This window comes from Rhodococcus aetherivorans, assembly GCF_025722975.1.
Classification (GTDB): Bacteria; Actinomycetota; Actinomycetes; order Mycobacteriales; family Mycobacteriaceae; genus Rhodococcus; species Rhodococcus aetherivorans.
The window spans coordinates 1590271-1604782 of sequence record NZ_CP106982.1 but is presented as its reverse complement, the minus strand read 5'-3'; the positions used below and the strand labels follow the sequence as shown (position 1 = coordinate 1604782).

General features: G+C 67.8%; 16 protein-coding genes. 3 read left to right on the top strand and 13 right to left on the bottom strand.

The window, feature by feature from the left end:
* Positions 1–135 precede the first annotated feature (135 nt).
* Together OCS65_RS07545 and OCS65_RS07540 are read right to left on the bottom strand one after the other, a co-directional pair.
* Positions 136–1377 (bottom strand): cytochrome P450, encoded by a 1242-nt coding sequence (locus OCS65_RS07545; protein ID WP_044475976.1) that lies wholly within the window; start codon positions 1375–1377, stop codon positions 136–138.
* A gap of 25 nt (positions 1378–1402) precedes the next feature.
* Positions 1403–1648: a ferredoxin gene (locus OCS65_RS07540; protein WP_102799247.1), complete on the bottom strand. Its 246-nt coding sequence runs from the start codon at positions 1646–1648 to the stop codon at positions 1403–1405.
* A 355-nt stretch (positions 1649–2003) separates the two neighbouring features.
* On the opposite strand from OCS65_RS07540, the gene OCS65_RS07535 reads away from it, so the two are divergent.
* Positions 2004–2882, top strand: a complete 879-nt coding sequence (locus OCS65_RS07535; protein WP_102799248.1) for an SDR family NAD(P)-dependent oxidoreductase — start codon at positions 2004–2006, stop codon at positions 2880–2882.
* 258 nt (positions 2883–3140) lie between these two features.
* Here OCS65_RS07535 and OCS65_RS07530 read toward each other — a convergent pair whose 3' ends face one another.
* From OCS65_RS07530 to OCS65_RS07515, 4 genes are all read right to left on the bottom strand, one after another.
* On the bottom strand, positions 3141–3608 hold the full coding sequence (locus OCS65_RS07530; protein WP_102799249.1) for a cyclophilin-like fold protein: 468 nt from the start codon (positions 3606–3608) through the stop codon (positions 3141–3143).
* Between the two features lie 66 nt (positions 3609–3674).
* On the bottom strand, positions 3675–4715 hold the full coding sequence (locus OCS65_RS07525; RefSeq protein ID WP_263509296.1) for an NAD(P)-dependent alcohol dehydrogenase: 1041 nt from the start codon (positions 4713–4715) through the stop codon (positions 3675–3677).
* Between the two features lie 52 nt (positions 4716–4767).
* Positions 4768–6048: a multidrug effflux MFS transporter gene (locus OCS65_RS07520; RefSeq protein WP_043798377.1), complete on the bottom strand. Its 1281-nt coding sequence runs from the start codon at positions 6046–6048 to the stop codon at positions 4768–4770.
* A 79-nt stretch (positions 6049–6127) separates the two neighbouring features.
* Positions 6128–7150: a zinc-dependent alcohol dehydrogenase family protein gene (locus OCS65_RS07515; RefSeq protein ID WP_006936628.1), complete on the bottom strand. Its 1023-nt coding sequence runs from the start codon at positions 7148–7150 to the stop codon at positions 6128–6130.
* A 150-nt stretch (positions 7151–7300) separates the two neighbouring features.
* Between OCS65_RS07515 and OCS65_RS07510 the strand changes: the two genes are divergently transcribed.
* Positions 7301–8194 carry a helix-turn-helix transcriptional regulator gene (locus OCS65_RS07510; protein ID WP_263509294.1) on the top strand — a complete coding sequence of 298 codons (894 nt, stop codon included), beginning with the start codon at positions 7301–7303 and terminating at the stop codon, positions 8192–8194.
* Positions 8195–8296: 102 nt separating this feature from the next.
* On the opposite strand, the gene OCS65_RS07505 is transcribed toward OCS65_RS07510, so the two are convergent.
* The 7 genes from OCS65_RS07505 to OCS65_RS07475 all read right to left on the bottom strand — a co-directional run bounded on the left by OCS65_RS07505 (position 8297) and on the right by OCS65_RS07475 (position 12892).
* Positions 8297–8662, bottom strand: coding sequence for an RNHCP domain-containing protein (locus OCS65_RS07505; RefSeq protein ID WP_255326705.1), 366 nt, complete (start codon positions 8660–8662; stop codon positions 8297–8299).
* Between the two features lie 39 nt (positions 8663–8701).
* Positions 8702–9052 carry an RNHCP domain-containing protein gene (locus OCS65_RS07500; protein WP_044475973.1) on the bottom strand — a complete coding sequence of 117 codons (351 nt, stop codon included), beginning with the start codon at positions 9050–9052 and terminating at the stop codon, positions 8702–8704.
* Positions 9053–9433: 381 nt separating this feature from the next.
* On the bottom strand, positions 9434–10495 hold the full coding sequence (locus OCS65_RS07495; protein ID WP_044475974.1) for a glycoside hydrolase 5 family protein: 1062 nt from the start codon (positions 10493–10495) through the stop codon (positions 9434–9436).
* Between the two features lie 111 nt (positions 10496–10606).
* A complete protein-coding gene (locus OCS65_RS07490; RefSeq protein WP_006936634.1) occupies positions 10607–11368 on the bottom strand; it encodes an ABC transporter permease in 762 nt (253 codons plus the stop codon).
* Positions 11365–12192: an ABC transporter ATP-binding protein gene (locus tag OCS65_RS07485; protein ID WP_276558398.1), complete on the bottom strand. Its 828-nt coding sequence runs from the start codon at positions 12190–12192 to the stop codon at positions 11365–11367. Before OCS65_RS07485 ends, OCS65_RS07490 begins: the two co-directional genes overlap by 4 nt.
* A gap of 23 nt (positions 12193–12215) precedes the next feature.
* Positions 12216–12566 carry a DUF1048 domain-containing protein gene (locus OCS65_RS07480; RefSeq protein WP_203329973.1) on the bottom strand — a complete coding sequence of 117 codons (351 nt, stop codon included), beginning with the start codon at positions 12564–12566 and terminating at the stop codon, positions 12216–12218.
* Positions 12563–12892 carry a PadR family transcriptional regulator gene (locus OCS65_RS07475; RefSeq protein WP_263509291.1) on the bottom strand — a complete coding sequence of 110 codons (330 nt, stop codon included), beginning with the start codon at positions 12890–12892 and terminating at the stop codon, positions 12563–12565. The genes OCS65_RS07480 and OCS65_RS07475 overlap by 4 nt, the downstream gene beginning before the upstream one ends.
* A gap of 406 nt (positions 12893–13298) precedes the next feature.
* Here OCS65_RS07475 and OCS65_RS07470 point away from each other — a divergent pair, with 406 nt between their 5' ends.
* Positions 13299–14495, top strand: a complete 1197-nt coding sequence (locus OCS65_RS07470; RefSeq protein WP_263509289.1) for a fatty acid desaturase family protein — start codon at positions 13299–13301, stop codon at positions 14493–14495.
* Positions 14496–14512 lie beyond the last annotated feature (17 nt).

Genomic DNA, 14512 nt, shown 5'->3' with positions numbered 1-14512 from the left:
GGTGCTGTGGATATCGGTTCTGTGTTCGCAGCGACTCATTCGTTCCGGGCGTGCGGCGATGTCGATCGGTGACGTTCGAGCGGCGGGGCATGCGTGCGCATACCCCGCCGCTCGAGCGCCGACGTCGAACCGTTCTTACGCCTCCGGTGTGAATCGGATGGGCAACCGCATGCACCCCCGCACCTGGGTGGCGTGCAGGAGAGGCGGCTCCTCGGAAATCAGGTCGTAATCGGGAATCCGTCGGTGCAACTCCTCGAGGGCGAGCGACAGTTCGATCCGCGCCAGGTGGGAGCCCAGGCACCGGTGGGGACCCGAGCCGAAGGAGAGATGCCGATTCGGGTGACGTTCGAGCTGAAGCTCATCCGGGTCGTCGAATTCCTCGGCGTCACGGTTGGCCGAACAGAGCATGAGGATGAGCTGATCACCCTTCTTGATCTGCACACCACCGAGTTCGACGTCGCGAGTCGCACAGCGCCCGGGCACCACTGCGGCCTCGATCCGAAGGATCTCTTCGACGGCACTGGGTATCAGCGATTCGTCGGCGATCAGGGCTTCGCGCTGGTCCGGATTGTTGACCAGGTGAATAACGCTCCACGCCAGCGAACCCTGCACCGTGTGCAGTCCCGCGATGAGCAGCAGGAAGAACATGCGGTTGAGCTCTTCGTCGGTCAGCAGCCGCTTTCCGTCTTCGAGCTCGACCTCGGTATGAATCAGAGCGGACGTGACGTCCTCGCCGGGCATCTTCCGCCGCTGGTCGACCATGTTCTGGAAGTAGCCGAGCATCTGCATTCCGGCGGCCGCGCGCGCCTGCTGGGACTCCTCTTCGCCGGCACCCGGCTTCCCCATCAGGATGGTGTCGGTGGCCTCGGTGAACATCGGCGCGTCCGCGAGTGGCCAGTCCATCAGCGCCAGGAACACCCGGGCCGGCAACTCGTGAGCGAATTCGGAGATGAACTCCGCCTGTCCCCGGGCGGCGAATCCGTCGATGAGTTCGTTGATCACTCCACGGATCTGCTCGGTCAGTGCCTTCATGCGATTGGGTGAGAACAGCGGTTGCAGCGCCGTGCGATAGCCGGTGTGCTCCGGGGGATCGAGCTCGATCGGGATGAACTTGCCCATGCCGCCCGGTCCGGTAACGAGGTTGTTCGGGTAGCTCGAGAACGTCTCGGGATCGCGCAGGACTTCGTGGATCTCCTTGTAGCGCGTGACGATCCAATGTCCGCCATGCGCTGTCGAGTAGACCACCGGGCCCTTCGCCGCCAATTCGGCGGCCTTGTCCTGAACAGTGTCGACCGGGCCGGCCAACGACGGATCGTAGATGTCGAAGTCGACGACGAGCTCTTCAGGAGCGGCGCCGGCAGCTGTCGTGCTGGTCATGGTGAGTTCCTCGATCACAGTAGGGTCAATTGAATTCGATGCTCAGGGCGCGTTCCGGGCATACCAGGGCCGCCGCCTCGGCGGCGGCGATTTCCTGATCGGTACTCAACAACGCCTTCAGCACGACCGGATCTCCCGCGTCGTCGCAGTCGAGTATCTGCGGAGAACGGCCGTAGCACAGTCCGTGTCCGGCGCAGGCCGAACGGTCCACCACCAGTCGCGGCACTGCGGCTCCGCTCGGCGGGGCAAAGCTGTTGTCGTGCAGTGTCATATGAGCTCCTTGCTCGAACAAGGGCCGCCTCCCTGCACGGACGGTGTCGGCAGAGGACAGCAGGAGGTCTCACGGGAGCGACGGGGCGCGTGATAGCCATCCGGCGCGCCCGGCCCCTCTGTGACTCACATTACGACCAGTTACATATTACGTCAATCGATATTTGTCATCTGTTGACTGTCCGCGCCACGGCTCCTATAGTTTGTGACACGCTCCACACCAAGCACCCGTGCGGCCCCCTCTCACTCCACCCCTGGCGACCACCTCTGCCTTGTCGCCCGCACCACGGGGACCGTACGCGCCCAACAACTTCCGTCCACACATCGGACAAGAACCAGAACGGGAAAGGACAATCATGGGACGCCTCCCAGACAAGGTCGCTCTCATCACCGGAGCGGGGTCCGGCCTGGGACGCCAGTGCGCTCAGCTCTTCGCTTCCGAAGGCGCAAAGGTGGCGGTGGTCGACATCGACCCGGAGCGCACCAAGGGAACCGTGGAACTGATCGAGCAGCACGGCGGCGACGCCATCGCAGTGACTGCGGATGTGCGCAGGGAACAGCAGGTGATCGACGCCGTCGCGGCGACGGTCTCCGCCTTCGGCAAGCTCGATATCGCCTTCGCCAACGCCGGTGTGGTCTCCCGCGGTGGCGTGCCCTCGGTCGCCGGGGGTGAGCAGGTCGAATTCGAGGATCTGACCGATGCCGACTGGCAGGACGTGGTCGGCGTCAACCTCTCCGGTGTTTTCTACACCGCCAAGGCTGCGGTTCCCGCCCTTCGGGCCAACGGCGGCGGTGTCATCCTGGCGACCTCGTCCGCCGCCTCGTTCGTGGCGTACCACAGCATTGCGATGTACTCGGCCACGAAGGCGGGAGTGAACGGCCTGGTGCGGGGACTGAGCCTGGACCTGGGCAAGTACGGCATCCGGGTCAACGCGATCGCTCCAACGCACGGCATGTCGCCGAACTTCCTGGCGCCGGCCGGAACCCCGGTGGTGGGACAGTCCTACGAAGAGGTCGCCGGCCCCTGGGATCCCGGCATCTCCCCCATCCCCCTCAAGCTGAATCGGCCACCGTCACTGATGGACAACGCGCGCGCAGCGTTGTTCATGGCCTCCGACGATTCGGCCTACATCTCCGGCGTCACGCTGCCCACGACGGACGGTGGCACGCTCGCTCGGGTCAGCATGTGGTTCCCCGAAGACCAGGGCACCCCGACGCTCGACACGGACGCCTGAGACCGAAGACGGCGAAGGGTGGGACCGTGAGGTCCCACCCTTCGCTCCCTCGGAATCCCACTGCGAGCACGCGCAGCAGTGCGGACAGCCCGGCGACCGAACCGGCGATCCCCCTACCTCGAGTCCAGGTATGTCGTCACAACCAGGATCAAGATGACCAATCCGAAGACGACTACCTCCGGACGGCGGGTATGGGTCTCGCACTGGCGCTCCGGGTCTTCCACGTTCTTACGAAAGCTCATGGGCCGCTCCCCCGGTTCAGTCCCCCACATGCTCGATTTCCACCAGGAGGTCGCCGGTGTGCTGCCCGATGACGTCCACTCCCCCGTCGAGGGTTCCCAGCCTCACGATGCCGTCGTGGTAGCTCTGGTCGCCGTAGTAGAGGACGAGGTCGTTCCACGGCGCGTAGTAGCCGATGCCCCCCGGGGCAGGGTCTGCGCCGGGTGGGGCGCCGGTGATCGACAGGGACGTGGGTAGCTCGGCGACCTTTTCCACGGATCCGAAGTCGGTCATGGTGAGGGTCAAAGGGAGCTGCGCGAGGAGGTCGCGACCGGCAGGGGTGTCCGACAGCGTTCCCGTCAGGCGTTGCCCGTCGACGATGAGTGCGATACGGATGCGGTCCCACTCGTCGTCGACGGTGGGCTCCGGAGGACTGCTGCACGCGGCTGCAAGGGTTACGAGAGCCAGCGACAGCGACACGTGCACTGCACGAAAGCGGGTGTCCATCGGGCTTCCTTCGGCGTGGTGGTTCGGGCGCGCCCGTGCATGCGCTCAGGTACTCCGGGCTGCAGATCAACCGAGGGTGGCGGTGTCGATGACGAACCGATAGCGGACATCGGACGCCAGGACGCGCTCGTAGGCGTCGTTGATCCGGTCCGCGGGGATGACCTCGACGTCGGCGCCGATGTCGTGTGCGGCGCAGAAGTTGAGCATCTCCTGGGTCTGGCGGATGCCACCGATCATCGAGCCGGCGTAGGAGCGGCGGCCGCCGATGAGGGAGAAGACGTTCAGGCTGAGGGGTTCGGCCGGTGCACCGACGTTGACCAGGGTGCCGTCCACCGCGAGCAGACCGAGGTAGGCGTCGACATCGATGGCGGCACTGACCGTGTTGACGATCAGATCGAAAAGGCTCGAGAGCTGCTCGAATGTGGCCGGATCGCTGGTGGCGTGGTAGTGGTCGGCACCGAGCCGCAGGCCGTCCTCCCGCTTCTTCAACGACTGGGACAGCACCGTCACCTCGGCTCCGAGGGCGTGGGCGATCTTGACGGCCAAGTGCCCCAGACCGCCGAGACCGACGACGGCGACCTTCGTGCCCGGTCCGGCGTTCCAGCGCCGCAACGGCGAGTAGGTGGTGATGCCGGCGCACAGCAGCGGCGCAGCGGCCGCGAAGTCGAGCGTCTCGGGCACGGAGAGCACGAAGTCGGCGTCGACGACGACATGGGTCGCATAGCCGCCCTGGGTGGTGGTGCCGTCCCGGTCGACGCCCGCGTAGGTGGGGACCATGCCGTCGAGGCAGTACTGCTCGTCGCCGTTGCGGCAGTTCACGCACTCGCGGCAGGAGTCGACCATGCAGCCCACTCCGACGCGGTCACCGACCCGGTGGCGGGTGACGTCGGCACCGACCTCGGCGACGAGACCGACGATCTCGTGGCCGGGGACGAGCGGGTAGGGCTGGGGTCCCCAGTCGCCGCGGACGGTGTGGATGTCGGAGTGGCAGATGCCGGCGTACTTGATCTCGATGAGCACGTCGTTGGGTCCGACGTCCCGTCGTTCGATGACCGTCGGGGCCAGCGGCGCGGATGCGGACGAGGCTGCGTAGGCATGGACACGCATGGAGGCTTCTCCTCTGAGTGGAATTGCTGTGGTTTCGGGCCGGGCTGAAGGTTCAGGCGAACGCACGGTGTTCCGGCGTGCCGGCTGTCGGTGGGCGGAGCAGGACGTAGCCGACGAGGCCGAGCAGGGCTGCCGTGACGGTGACGACGCCCAGCGGCACCGCGGTCTCCGGGCCGGCCAGCCCGACGAGGGGTGCGGTGACGCCGCCGAATGCGAACCGGGCCAGCCCCAGCAGCGAGGCGGCCGAACCGGCCACCTCGGGATAGTTCTCCAGCGCGAGGGACGTCGACGGCGGGGTCGTGACCGCCACCCCGCTGACCATCGTGAGCAACGAGACGACCATCGCGGCCAGCGGCAGGTGTGCGGTGGCGGTGAGCAGCACGCCACCGGCGCCGGCCACGACCATGATCAGACCGGCGACCAGGGTGCCGTAGACCGACCACCGCTCCGCGATGCGGCCGGCGAGGTATCCGAAGACCATGAATCCCAACGAGTTCAGCCCGAACGCATAGGAGTAGCCCTGCGGCGACAGGCCGTAGATGCCCTGCAGCACGAACGTCGCGCCGCTGAGATAGGCGAACAGGGCGGCGTTGACGAACCCCGTGATGAGGACCGCGCCGAGGAAGACCCTCTCCGAGACCAGCCGGCGGAACACCCGCCCACTGTCGGCCAGGCCACCGGCTCGTCGACTACCCGGTGGCAGCGTCTCACGCAACACCCCGGTACTCGCTGCGAGGATGGCCACGCCCACGACGGCCAGGAACACGAAGGTGCCCCGCCAATCGGTGATCTTCGCCAGCTGCCCGCCGATGACCGGTCCGATGATCGCGGCCAGTCCGCCGAGGACGGTGAGCCGGCCGTAGTAGCGCAGCAGCCGGGCGCCGGAATACAGATCCCGACCGGCGGCCTGGGCAATGACGATGCCGACCGCACCGGTCAGCCCCTGCACCAGGCGCGCCGCGACGAGCATCTCGATGGTCTGGCTCACCGCGCACCAGGCGGACGCGGCGATGAAGGCCCCGACTCCGATCAGCAGCGGACGACGGCGACCGAACCGGTCCGACAGCGGACCGGCGACGACCTGCCCGAGGGCGAGTCCGAGCAGGCAGGCGGTGACGGTCAGCTGTGCCGCGGACGTGCTCGCCCCGAGGTCGGCGGTGAGCGCGGGCAGGACCGGCAGGTACAGGTCCATGGAGATCGGGCCGAAGACGGTGAGCAGGCTCAGCACGACACCCAGTGCCCGGCCCGGCGGGGCGAGGTTCGAGGCGCGGGCGACCTCGCCCACGGTGGTCCGGCTGTCGTCGCGTCGGACGGAGGTCAGGGATGCAGGCATGAACGAACGGTTCCTGATGAGTCGGGAGTCGGCCGCGCGGCAGACTCGGACGGTGGCCACCCACGGGTGACGATGGAGGTCAGGGGCGGAGCAGGACCTTGATGGCGCTTCGCTCGTCCATGGCCTTGTAGCCGTCGGCGGCCTGCTCGAGGGGCAACTCCAGGTCGAACACCTTGCCCGGGTTGATTGTTCGGCTCCAGATCAGGTCGATCAGTTCGGGCAGATACTGCCGGACCGGCGCCGGACCGCCGTGCAGGTGCACGTGCGAGAAGAACAGCTCCTCGCCGGGCAGCTGCACGTCGTGGGCGACCCCGACGTAACCGACGTGCCCGCCGGGCCGGGTGGACCGGATGGCCTGCATCATCGACTCCTGGGTGCCGACGGCCTCGACGACCGAGTGCGCGCCCAGCCCGCCGGTGAGCTCCTTGATCCGGGCCACGCCCGCGTCACCCCGTTCGGTGACGATATCGGTGGCACCGAACTCGCGGGCCAGCCGCTGCCGGGGTTCGTGACGGCTCATCGCGATGATCCGCTCGGCGCCGAGCTGCTTGGCCGCCAGCACCGCGAGCAGACCGACGGCGCCGTCGCCGACGACCGCGACGGTCTTGCCCGGTCCGGCCTCGGCGGCGACGGCACCGAACCAGCCGGTGCCGAGGACGTCCGAGGCGGCCAGCAGAGACGGGATGAGGTCGGGTTCGGGCATGCCCGGAGTGGCCACGAGCGTGCCGTCCGCCAGCGGGACCCGCAGGAACTCTGCCTGGGAACCGAGGCTGCCCATGATCACCCGGTGGACGCACGAGCTCTGATACCCGGCGCGGCAGATCTCGCAGGTGTTGTCGGACGCGAAGAACGAGCCGACGACGAAGTCGCCGACCTTCACATTCGCGACGTCCGCGCCGATCTCCTCGACGATGCCGACGTACTCGTGACCCATGGGGATCGGGCCGTCGTAGGTTTCGACACCGCGGTAGGGCCACAGGTCCGAGCCGCACACACATGCCGCGGAGAGCCGGAGGATCGCGTCGGTGGGTTCGACGAGGGACGGACGGTCGCGTTCCTCGACACGGACGTCGCCGGGGGCGTACAGGATTGCTCCACGCATGACGGTGCTCCTTGTTCGCACGAGATCTGATGTGGGTGTCCCGGCTGTTATCCGGGCCGATTCCATGGAACACCGCGCACCACCCGCGCGGGAGGTCGCGTTCATGGGGGGTACAAGCACAACCTCCCACGACGCCGCACCGGACGTACCGTGGACGGCGTGGACAACCGCGCCGATATCCGCAGCTTCCTCGCCACCCGGCGGGCCCGGCTGACCCCGCAGCAGGTCGGGCTGCCCGCCGGCGGCGGGCGCCGCCGGGTCCCCGGATTGCGGCGCGAGGAGGTCGCTGTGCTGGCCGGGGTGAGCACGGAGTGGTACACCCGCCTGGAGAAGGGCCACATCGGCGGCGTCTCCGAGGACGTCCTCGAGGCGGTCGCCCGGGCACTGCAACTCGACGAGGCCGAACGCACCTACCTGTTCGACCTCGCCCGCGCCGCCCGGCCCACCCACCGCGCACCCCGCGCCCGCAAGCAGGCCCAGGTGCGGCCGAGGGTGCAGTGGATGCTCGACTCGATGACCTCCTCCGCCGCGTTCGTCCGCAACGGGCGCATGGACATCCTCGCCACCAACGCGCTCGGCCGCGCGCTGTACTCGCCGATGTTCGCCGACGACCGCAGAACCGCCAACATCGCCCGCTTCCAGTTCCTCGATCCCGGCGCTCGCGACTACTTCCCCGACTGGGACGGCGCCGCAAACGTGACCGTGGCACTGCTGCGCGCCGAGGCCGGCCGCGATCCCCACAACAAGGACCTGCGTCAGCTCGTCGGTGAACTCTCCACGCTCAGCGACGAATTCCGCGCCCGGTGGGCAGCACACAACGTCCGCATCCATCACGCCGGGAACAAGCAGTTCAACCACCCGGTGGTCGGCACGCTCGACCTCGTCTACCACTCCCTCGACCTGGCAGCGGACGACGACTGGGTCCTGGACCTGACCATCTACACCGCCGAACCCGGAACCGACTCCGAAGACCGGCTCAAGCTTCTCGCCAGCTGGGCCGCGACTCATCTCCCGGCCCACCCGGCGACCGAACCGTCCAGCTGACACGGACGGACGGCACCCGCGACGTTCGGTCGATCCTGCCGTCCCCGCCGGCAGACAAGGCCTTCCGCAGCGAGATGGAAAGCGCTCCCGGGGCGTCGGCCTCTACCCGTCGAGGAGCACGCCCGAGGCCGAGATCGGCCGCAGCACGATCCGGACGAGCGCAAGCGGGTTGTCGTCCCCGGCGCAGCGGTTGGCGTCGAGCGTGCCGCAGGTGCGGCACCGGTGGATGATCACCCATTCCCCACCCCCGCGCACGGTCACCGAGATGGGCTCCATCCGGCCCCCGCAGCCGGCGGCCCGGTCGCCGGGCACACGATCGACGTGCCTACTGGACAGGCAGTGCGGGCAGTGGTTGCGGTGCGCGGTTCCGGGCGCCTGCATCGGCACGTCCAGACCGCATCCGAGGCAGCGGAACGATGTTCCGTGCCGCGCGGGTGCGTCGCGATGTGCCGGCTTCGGCCGCTGCACTCGAGCTGTTCGATTGTTCCTGCGGGACACCGAGCGCTCCTACAGTTGTGCGAGATGCTCGAGCGGGAACGGCGGTTGCGCCAGCGGTTTCACCGCGATGCGGAGCAACAGCAACTGGTTGTCGTCCTCGACCACCGGGCACGCGTCGAGGCCACCGCAGGCGGTACAGCGGTGGATGAGCATCCACTCTCCACCCCGGAGCACCGCGATCGAGATCGGGTGCGTGCGTGCTCCACACCCGGCGTCCGGTCCGGGTCGGTGCTTTCCGGCGAGGCAGTTCGGGCAGTGCGTCCGTGCTGCACCGGCAGGCGTCGCGGCAGGTACCGTCAGCCCGCACCGGATACATGTGAACGTGGAAAGGTGCGATATCGATGTGCCACTGTGGGACACTTGGGTTCTCCTCTGTGAGATCAACTGTGCTGCAATGTGTGCCGAGCACTGTCGATCCCGCGAAGACCTCACACCGGACAGGCGATCCGATGGTGGGTGCGGATCACCGGTCCGAGCGCTTCACGGGATCGTGAAGGAGCTCGGCGGCTGTCCGGGGCATAATTCACCACTTTCCATCCGAGTTCGACCGGCCTCTCCGCCGGACGCAGCAGACAATATTCACCACGGGGTGAACCCGCAAACGAATTACTGCGAGCGACCGTGTTCCGGTTCCGTATCCGACTGGCGGACAGGTCCGTTCGAACGGTGCGGGAACGGTGGTTCGATGCAGGACGACGACCGGGCGCACATCCGCGCACTCGGCGATCGACGCGGCACGGGTCAGTAGCTCCCGTGCCGGGCCAGCACGTCGAACGCCGGGTCGCCGGGGCCGATGTCGTACGTGCACTCGCCGCCGCGCGGGTCGGGCACGAACGCCCACAGCAGCGCGCCGGCGGCCCCGGTCTCGCGGTAGCCGGTCAGCGCCGCATCCACGCGTTCGGCCCGTTCGGGCAGCGGCAGGCAGCTGCCGGCCTCGATGCCGAGCTCGGCCACCAGGATCGGCTTGGTCACCTGCCCGAGCCGCACCGGCAGCCACGCCGCCTCGTCGTAGTCGTGGTACTGCAGCACGTCCACGTACGGCGACCGGGCGAGCTGCGCGTAGCCGTCCCCGGCGCTGCCGCACTGGTCCCCGCCGATCAGGCCGAGGGTGATCGGGTGCCGCGGGTCCGTCTCCCGCACGATCCGGCCGACCGCGTCGGTCCACGCGCGCAGCAGCTGCGCCGAGTCGGGTGGGCAGGAGCGCCGCGGCAGGCTGCACGCGGCGTCGCCGCACACGCCGGGCTCGGGCTCGCCCAGCAGGTCCCACGCGGCGAGCGCCGGCGACACCCGCCACCGGTCCACGGCCAGGCGGACCCAGTCGCGGTAGCTGACCGCGAAGGGGGCCCGGCGCGTGGTCCAGCCGTGTTCGTACCAGGCGCGGTCCTTGTACAGCTCGTTGCCGCACGCGCCGTCCTGCGGGGACAGCACCGGCATGACGAGCTGGCCGTGCCGCTCGGCGGCGGCGAACACGGCGTCGATCGCCGCGAAGTCCAGGGTCCCCGTGACGCGGTTCAACGCCAGCGCCTGGAAGGCGTTGAACCGCGTCAGCGACGACGGCGGCAGCGACGAAAAGTACGCGTCCAGGTCCACCTGCGCGCCGCAGCCACCGTTGACGTCCCAGTCGGAGGCGAGCTGATAGGCGTTGAGCCCGGTCGGCCACCAGGGCTTCCCGTCCAGAATCAGGCCCCGCCCGTCGACCGTGACACGCGCCGCCGGCGGCGGCGGTGGTGGGTCCGGCGGTGGTGGGGACGCGCAGGCGGCCGCGCCGACCAGACAGGCGACGACGACGGCGGCTGCGCGCATGGGCGAACGGTAGTCCCTGCCCGGCCGGACGGGAAGATGGTTGGCCACGGCGCACACGTCGGCGGGGTCGGGTGAGCTCGTGGCCCACCGTTCCCCGCCGCGGCGCCCGTCCTAGCCGATCCTGCGGCGGTACGTGACCATGGCGAAGATGTACGCGACGACGAGGATGCCGACACACCAGGCGAGGGCGATCCAGATGTCGGCACCGACCGGCTGCTGTGTGAACAGGTCGCGGATAGCGTCGACGATGGCCGTCACCGGCTGGTGCTCGGCGAAGGCGCGTACCGGGCCGGGCATGGTGTCGGTGGGCACGAATGCCGAGCTGATGAACGGCAGGAAGATGAGCGGGTAGGAGAACGCGATCGCGCCGTCCGCGGACTTCGCGGAGAGACCGGGAATCACGGCGATCCACGTCAACGCCAGGGTGAACAGGATCAAGATGCCGGCGACCGCGAGCCACGCCGGCGCTCCCGCCGCCGAGCGGAAGCCCATGAGGAGGGCAACGAGCACGATGACCACGACCGAGGCCAGATTGGCGACCAACGAGGTCACCACGTGCGCCCACAGAACGGACGAGCGTGCGATCGGCATGGACTGGAATCGCTCGAAGATGCCGCTCTTCATATCCAGGAAGAGCCGGAATGCGGTGTAGGAGATGCCCGAAGCAATGGTGATGAGCAGAATGCCGGGCAGCAGGTAGTTCACATACGAATTCGACCCCGAGTTGATCGCGCCGCCGAACACGTAGACGAACAGCAGCAGGAAGGCGATCGGCATGATCGTGGTCGTGGTGATGGTGTCCGGGCTGCGCGTGATGTGGCGCAGAGAGCGCCCCAGCAGGACGGCGGTGTCGCCGAAGAAGTGCTTGGTCATCGTTGTCCCCTACTCTTCCGTTCCGGCGCTGCGTCGTTGCCGGCGTCGCCGTCCTTGCCGTCGGCACCGACGACGGCAAGGAAGACATCCTCGAGGGTCGGCCGCTTTTCGACGTATTCGACCGTGGCGGGCGGGAGCAACTGCTCGAGCTCGGTGAGGGTGCCGTTCACGATGATCCGGCCCTCGTGGAGGATCGCGATCCGATCGGCGAGCTGTTCGGCCTCCTCCAGGTACTGCGTCGTGAGCAGCACCGTCGTGCCGTGCTCGGCGAGTTCCTGGACGGCCTGCCACACCTCGAGGCGCGCCTGGGGGTCGAGCCCGGTCGTCGGCTCGTCGAGGAAGATGACCGGCGGATCCCCGATGAGACTCATCGCGATGTCGAGGCGGCGGCGCATGCCGCCCGAATACGTCGACACCTTCCGCGCGGCCGCGTCGGTCAGTGAGAAGCGCTCGAGCAGATCATCCGCGATCCTGCCCGGATCCTCGACGTGCCGCAACCGGGCGACCAGAACGAGATTCTCACGTCCGCTGAGGATTTCGTCGACGGCGGCGAACTGTCCCGTGAGGCTGATGGACTCTCGCACATCCGCAGCCTGCGTAGCGACGTCGAAGCCATTGACGCCGGCACTCCCTGCATCGGCCTCGAGCAGCGTGGACAGGATTTTCACGACCGTGGTCTTGCCCGCCCCGTTGGAGCCGAGCAGGGCGAAGATGCTGCCCCGCGCCACGTCGAAGTCGACGCCGCGCAGCACCTGCAGGTCCTTGTACGACTTCTCCAGGCCCTGCACGCGGATCGCGGGCAACTGCACCTGATCGGTTGTCATCCGGATATCCGTTCTCTCGTGCGTCACGATTCGGAGCCCGCGACGCGATCGATGGTGTCGGTCAGCCGTTCCCGTTCCTTGCTGATCCACTGACCCTCCGGGTAGTTCCGGAGAAATGCCTCGGCGAACTCGACCGGGTCCTCCCCGACGACGGCGCGGATCGGCGTTCCGTCCGCCGCGCTCTGCTCGAAGAGATCGGCGAGGTCCTCGAACATCGAAGCCGCGCTGGCGGGGTCCCCCGGCCCGAAGTGCATCAGGTACCGCTCGAGCGCATCGATCGCCGTGCGGTAGTCCGCGGGAAGCTGTTTCGTGCGCGCCTTGTATTGCCGCCATCGCCGCTTGTAGCCGATCATCTTCGAGATGGACATGGTCATCTGCCTCCTTCGCGGAGCTGTTCGAGCCGTTCTGCGAGGAAGCTCCATGTCCCCCAGAACTCTTCGAGGTATTCCTGTCCCTGCACGTTGAGCGAATACACCTTGCGCGGTGGCCCTTTCTCGGACGGCACCTTCTCCACGTCGACCAGGCCTCTTTTCTCGATCCTGACGAGCAGGGCGTAGATGGTGCCTTCGGCGATGTCGGAGAAGCCCTGCTCCCGCAGCCATGCCGTGATTTCGTAGCCGTATGCGGGCCGGTTGGAGACGATCGCGAGGACGATGCCCTCCAGCGTTCCCTTGAGCATCTCCGTCATCTGCTTGCTCACGGAACACCTCCTCAACTACTAAGCGTTACTGACTACTGGTACATAGTAACGCTGAATAGTGACGGCGCAAGCCCCGCGCGTCGAGACTCTCCGACCGACGCCGCAACCACTCGATCACCAGGACCTGGGGGAACTGCCCCGGAAACCCAATGTTCAAGTGGCGGCCATGCCGCGGAGATCCGAAGCCACGACACTGGATGAATCGAGTGCCGATCGATGCAGAGGAGGCACTGACAGGACAGAGGTGGCGGCCCACCGCCCCACCACGCACCCTCTCGGGTATGGCGCTACTGCGCCGAGTGCCCCCGCGCGCCGCACATCGCGGCGGTGTCTCCGCGGGTACGCCGACGACAGGAGTTCCGTTCGACCACGGTCACAGCACCGCACCAGCACGAGGAGGCCCGAGATGCTCGGACCGAAGTTGCCCATGCCATCGTTGCCGACCCTCCCGCTGCCGGGCCGCTCCCCGGCGAGCAGGCCACCCGCGGACGTGGTCGTGCTCGACCACGACCAGGTCGAGGAACTCGGGCGCGAACTCGATGCGCTGCGCGCCCGCATCACCGCGGACCTCGGCGCCCAGGATCGCGACTACCTCCTTCGCGTCATCAAGGTGCAGCGGGGCGCCGAGGTGGCCGGCCGAGTTCTGATGTATCTGGGGGTGTTTCCGCCGGCGTGGCTGGCCGGCGTGGGCGCACTAGGGATTTCGAAGATTCTCGACAACATGGAGATCGGGCACAACGTGCTGCACGGTCAGTACGACTGGATGCGCGAGCCCGGCGTGAACTCCCAGGACTTCGAATGGGACATCGTCTGTCCCGCCGACCAGTGGAAATACTCGCACAACTACATGCATCACACCTACACGAACATCCTCGGGCGGGATCGCGACATCGGGTACGGCATCCTGCGGATGGACCCCGGTCAACGCTGGAACCCGTACTACCTGGGCAACCCGCTGTATGCGCTCGTGCTGATGCTCACCTTCGAGTGGGGCGTGATGCTCCACAACCTCGAAACCGACCGCGTACTCCGGGGCCGACGCCCGTGGCGCGACATCGCACCCTTGGTCCGCGGCTGGTGGCGCAAGGCCCGCCCCCAGGTCCTCAAGGACTACGTGGTCTTTCCCCTGCTGTCCGGGCCGCTGATGCTCCCGACACTGGCCGGGAACGCCGCCGCCAACCTGGTCCGCAACATGTGGGCGTTCTCCATCATCTTCTGCGGCCACTTCCCGTCCGGCGTGCAGACCTTCACGGAGGACGAAACCGCCGACGAGACCCGCGGGCAGTGGTACGTGCGGCAGATGCTCGGATCGGCGAACATCACCGGCGGCCCGCTGTTCCACATCATGTCCGGAAACCTCTCGCACCAGATCGAGCACCACCTGTTCCCCGATCTCCCGGCGCACCGGTACCCGGCGATGGCGCCCGAGGTGCAGGCTCTGTGCGAGAAGTACCGCCTGCCCTACAACACCGGCGGGCTGGGCCGCCAGATCGGCTCCGTCTGGGTCAAGATCGTCGTGCTCGCGCTGCCGCCGGCCCTGACGCCACCGGTCCCGGCACCCGCAGTCACGATCGAGCGGCGCACCACGAGAGCCGGCGCCTGAGCAACGGTTCGCTGCAG

Bases quoted from the DNA above. Each gene is read 5' to 3' on its own strand.
- OCS65_RS07520 (WP_043798377.1), bottom strand. From the start codon at position 6,048: ATGCCTGCATCCCTGACCTCCGTCCGACGCGACGACAGCCGGACCACC.
- OCS65_RS07545 (WP_044475976.1), bottom strand. From the start codon at position 1,377: ATGACCAGCACGACAGCTGCCGGCGCCGCTCCTGAAGAGCTCGTCGTC.
- OCS65_RS07480 (WP_203329973.1), bottom strand. From the start codon at position 12,566: ATGACCATGTCCATCTCGAAGATGATCGGCTACAAGCGGCGATGGCGG.
- OCS65_RS07470 (WP_263509289.1), top strand. From the start codon at position 13,299: ATGCTCGGACCGAAGTTGCCCATGCCATCGTTGCCGACCCTCCCGCTG.
- OCS65_RS07540 (WP_102799247.1), bottom strand. From the start codon at position 1,648: ATGACACTGCACGACAACAGCTTTGCCCCGCCGAGCGGAGCCGCAGTG.
- OCS65_RS07530 (WP_102799249.1), bottom strand. From the start codon at position 3,608: ATGGACACCCGCTTTCGTGCAGTGCACGTGTCGCTGTCGCTGGCTCTC.
- OCS65_RS07535 (WP_102799248.1), top strand. From the start codon at position 2,004: ATGGGACGCCTCCCAGACAAGGTCGCTCTCATCACCGGAGCGGGGTCC.
- OCS65_RS07495 (WP_044475974.1), bottom strand. From the start codon at position 10,495: ATGCGCGCAGCCGCCGTCGTCGTCGCCTGTCTGGTCGGCGCGGCCGCC.
- OCS65_RS07485 (WP_276558398.1), bottom strand. From the start codon at position 12,192: ATGACAACCGATCAGGTGCAGTTGCCCGCGATCCGCGTGCAGGGCCTG.
- OCS65_RS07490 (WP_006936634.1), bottom strand. From the start codon at position 11,368: ATGACCAAGCACTTCTTCGGCGACACCGCCGTCCTGCTGGGGCGCTCT.
- OCS65_RS07515 (WP_006936628.1), bottom strand. From the start codon at position 7,150: ATGCGTGGAGCAATCCTGTACGCCCCCGGCGACGTCCGTGTCGAGGAA.
- OCS65_RS07525 (WP_263509296.1), bottom strand. From the start codon at position 4,715: ATGCGTGTCCATGCCTACGCAGCCTCGTCCGCATCCGCGCCGCTGGCC.